The organism is Synechococcus sp. 'PEA 65AY6A-5F PE A' (assembly GCF_047462575.1).
GTDB lineage: Bacteria > Cyanobacteriota > Cyanobacteriia > Thermostichales > Thermostichaceae > Thermostichus.
The window spans coordinates 1-3,910 of the sequence record NZ_JAOALE010000070.1 but is presented as its reverse complement, the minus strand read 5'-3'; the positions used below and the strand labels follow the sequence as shown (position 1 = coordinate 3,910).

Below are 3,910 nucleotides of genomic sequence, written 5' to 3'. Positions count from 1 at the left end.
CCATGGTGTGGGGCTAGCGGTTGTTTATCTTATTTTTTGGCCAAAGAGAAGGAAAGAGGTCTTGGTAGGAGAAGTCAGGGACAGGTTGTTTGAGCTATGAAACTATATCAACGACCCCCATCATGGGTAAGCGACTAAAGTGGCTAGCGGGCTTTTCCGCCCCGCACTCAAGTGCGGGGCTACCAAGCTATCCTTTTGTGTGGTATGAGTCTTACGAGGATGAGATTGAGGAGTTTCGCAAAAACTTTTGGTAGTCGGCTTTGCGTTGGAGTCCATCCGCCACAAAGATTCTCCACAGGCTGAGGCTACTCCTCAGGATGTTCTCCACTACTGCCTGAACCAATGGCCTTGGGAGGCGGTACAAACGGTAGTGGAAGGCCGGGCATACCACGCCAAATCTCAAAGCGGTGACCAAGGTGCCGCTTTGTTCTATAACGATAAACTGGTCTACCCGTTAGTCGTCACACCAGCAGCTTCTCTCTTCTGGGAAGCTCCCCTAGACAAGGAGGGCCTGATGGCGAAACCATTGGGCCTTTTCACTCTTTCTTTATCTTGTGGGAGGATCCCCCCAGCCTAAGGAACTTTCGGCAGGATAGGAGACGAATACAATGGTAGTATCATGGCTGCTTTTATTCCCAATCTGCAGGGATCCCGCGGTAAGCTGCAGTGCCGCGCCTTAGCCTGGGCGGTATTTGTCTTTGGCCTGCACTGAGGACTGCACAAAACAAGGAGACGACCGTGGCGCGGGCAAGATGGGATCATTTCGAACACATGGCCGATGTCGGCGTCCGCGGCTATGGGGCGACCCCGGAGGAAGCTTTTGCCCAGGCAGCTTTGGCCCTGACTGCGGTGATCACCAGCGTGGATGAAGTAGCTCCCAGGGAGCGGCTAGAGATTGAGCTAGAAAATTCAGGCGATCTGGAACTGTTGTTGGTGGATTTCCTGAACGCAGTGATCTACGAGATGGCAGTCAGAGGAATGCTCTTTGGGAAAGTTGAAGTGCATCTTGCAAAAGACCATCTCAAGGCCAGCCTGTGGGGGGAAAGAGTTGACCGCGCCAAGCACCGACCGGCAGTAGAAGTTAAAGGGGCAACTTACACGCAACTCAAGGTAGCCCAAGAGGGTGAGCTTTGGGTGGCACAGTGTGTGGTGGATGTGTAAAGGAGGCAGTCTATGGATATCAAGAAACTTGAGCGTGTAGATGAGACTGTCTGGCGCATTCCTCCTAAAGGCAAAATGCGTGCCCCAGTCTTGATCTTTGCCGATGAGGAGTTAATCCGGGAGATGGACGACAAAGTGGCCGAGCAGGCCAGCAACGTGACCACCTTGCCAGGGATCGTGGGAGCCTGCTACGTGATGCCAGATGCCCACTGGGGCTATGGTTTTCCCATCGGTGGGGTGGCTGCTTTCGATGCGGAAGAAGGGGGGGTGATTTCCGCCGGCGGCGTGGGCTTTGACATCTCCTGCGGCGTGAGAACCTTGCGGACGGGGCTGACGCGCGAAGAAGTGGAGGAAGCGGCAGAACCCTTAGCCAATGCCTTGTATGCGAGCGTACCGGTAGGGCTTGGCAGCCGCAGCAAGATCTCCTTGAGCGACAAAGAGATGGAAGCCATGCTGGAAGGCGGAGCAGAATGGGCTGTGGCTCAAGGCTACGGCAAGAAAACAGATCTAGAGCGCATCGAAGAACATGGCCGCATGCGGGGAGCAATGCCGAGCGAAGTCTCCGCCTATGCGCGTGAGCGCCAGCGGCGGGAGATGGGGACTCTAGGCTCAGGTAACCACTACCTCGAAGTCCAGGTTGTTGACGAGATCTACGATCCCAAGGCTGCCGAGAGCTTCGGCCTCAAGCAGGGGGAAGTGGTCATTACTATTCACTGCGGCTCCCGGGGCTTGGGTCACCAGATTGGCACGGAGTATTTGAAGAAGATGCAACAGGCGGCTAAAGAGCACGGCATAGAGCTGCCTGACCGCGAGCTGGCGTGTGCGCCCTTGAAGTCCAAAGTGGGGCAAAGCTACCTGGGAGCAATGCGGGCAGCTATCAACTGCGCCTTGGCCAACCGCCAGATCATCACCCACTGGGTGCGCCAGGTATTCGCCGAGCTTTTTCCCAAGGCTGAACTCGACCTTATCTACGACGTCTCCCACAACACCTGTAAGGAGGAGACGCACGTGATAGAGGGGAAAAAACGTCGCCTGTTCGTCCACCGCAAGGGGGCAACGCGCGCTTTTGGGCCTGGCCACCCAGAGATCCCTCAGGCTTTCCGCTCTATCGGTCAGCCGGTCATCATCGGCGGCTCCATGGGCACGGCCTCCTACATTCTGGTCGGCACGGAGCAAAGTGAGGCCCTTTCCCTCTCCTCGGCCTGCCACGGCGCCGGAAGGGCGATGAGTCGCAACCAAGCTCTCAAAGCCTGGACAGGGCAGGAGATCGTCGAACAACTGAGGCGGCGCGGCGTCATCGTCCGCAGCCCTTCTTTGCGGGGGGTAGCCGAAGAAGCGCCCCAGGCCTACAAAAACGTAGATAAAGTTGTGCGCGCTGCCGACCAAGCCAAGATCGCGAAACTCGTAGCGCGCCTAAGACCCATTCTGTGTATCAAGGGCTAGTTTTTTCTTTCTGACTTCTCAAGATCCCCCCGAAGGGAAAACACTGCTAAAACCTTTGCCGCTCTCGGAATGCCGGGAGCGGTTTCCAATTTCTAGGGATCCCTCTGAAGGGATAACTTCAGGGGATCCAGATCATCCCTGGAACACAGCAGGGGGAGTTTCCAAAGTTTCCAATTCCTAGGGATCCCCCCGAAGGGGGAACTCGGAAGGAGAAGCCTTGTCGGCAGGCTTCTCCTCGTTTCCAATTTCTAGGGATCCCCCCGAAGGGGGAACTTGATCTATCACGAGTTTGATGGCTACGCAATTGGCGGGTTTCCAATTTCTAGGGATCCCCCCGAAGGGGGAACGTGAAGAAAATCAAGACCGGTAACAACAACTACGATCCCCTGTTTCCAATTTCTAGGGATCCCCCCGAAGGGGGAACTTTAAGTAATACTCCTGCTGTATCACCTAGGCTTTCCCGTTTCCAATTTCTAGGGATCCCCCCGAAGGGGGAACTTAAACCAACTTTCATAACCCCACCAAAGGCTGCCGTGTTTCCAATTTCTAGGGATCCCCCCGAAGGGGGAACGACAAAGACTTACGGATCGTTGTCTCTGTCGAAGAGAAAGGTTTCCAATTTCTAGGGATCCCCCCGAAGGGGGAACGTGAAGTAGTGCCAATCAACCCCGAGAAAGTCCGGGAGTTTCCAATTTCTAGGGATCCCCCCGAAGGGGGAACATTAACTTGATCTCCATTTTGTCCTCCCTTGTGTGGTTTCCAATTTCTAGGGATCCCCCCGAAGGGGGAACAGGAGTATGTTATGGAACCGATCGTTACTATTATCCTCGTTTCCAATTTCTAGGGATCCCCCCGAAGGGGGAACACGTACTACAGGGTCCCAGTGTCACGGACCTAAATCAAGTTTCCAATTTCTAGGGATCCCCCCGAAGGGGGAACTCGAAATGGCCCGAGCGGCCTACGAGTGCAAGTTCGGCGGGTTTCCAATTTCTAGGGATCGCCCCGAAGGGGGAACTCCACCCCTATTAAACCCAAGCAGGGCAAGGAATGCAAGACCCATTTGCGAGGGATCCGGAAAAAAGTCGGCAAAAAGGGTGCTGGCGAGGGGGCTTTGGGGCCGGAAAGCCTTGTGGCGCAAGGCGTCGAGGGATCGGACGAAAGAATCGGCCTTTGCGGCTTTTGGCGGATCGCTCGCGCAGGCGTTGATACCGTTTGAGTGTGCTTTTGGAAACACCGAGTGCTTAAGTAGGAAGAGCATGACTCTAGTCAATAATAAGCTCAACTATACTGAAAATAATGTATAATA

At 54.9% G+C, this 3,910-nt stretch carries 2 protein-coding genes, 1 pseudogene and 1 CRISPR repeat array; all 3 genes and pseudogenes read left to right on the top strand.

Going from position 1 to position 3,910, the window contains the following annotated elements; all coding sequences use genetic code 11:
• Nucleotides 1-97 (top strand): annotated as a pseudogene (locus GG26_RS13480) (IS200/IS605 family transposase); the annotation flags it as partial.
• Between the two features lie 641 nt (nt 98-738).
• Nucleotides 739-1,161, top strand: coding sequence for an archease (locus tag GG26_RS13475; RefSeq protein WP_099835756.1), 423 nt, complete (start codon nt 739-741; stop codon nt 1,159-1,161).
• Between the two features lie 75 nt (nt 1,162-1,236).
• On the top strand, nt 1,237-2,604 hold the full coding sequence (locus tag GG26_RS13470; RefSeq protein WP_276307365.1) for an RtcB family protein: 1,368 nt from the start codon (nt 1,237-1,239) through the stop codon (nt 2,602-2,604).
• Between the two features lie 81 nt (nt 2,605-2,685).
• A CRISPR array of direct repeats spans nt 2,686-3,619; the repeat unit is 36 nt; unit sequence GTTTCCAATTTCTAGGGATCCCCCCGAAGGGGGAAC.
• Nucleotides 3,620-3,910 lie beyond the last annotated feature (291 nt).

Bases quoted from the DNA above. Each gene is read 5' to 3' on its own strand.
- GG26_RS13470 (WP_276307365.1), top strand. From the start codon at position 1,237: ATGCGTGCCCCAGTCTTGATCTTTGCCGATGAGGAGTTAATCCGGGAG.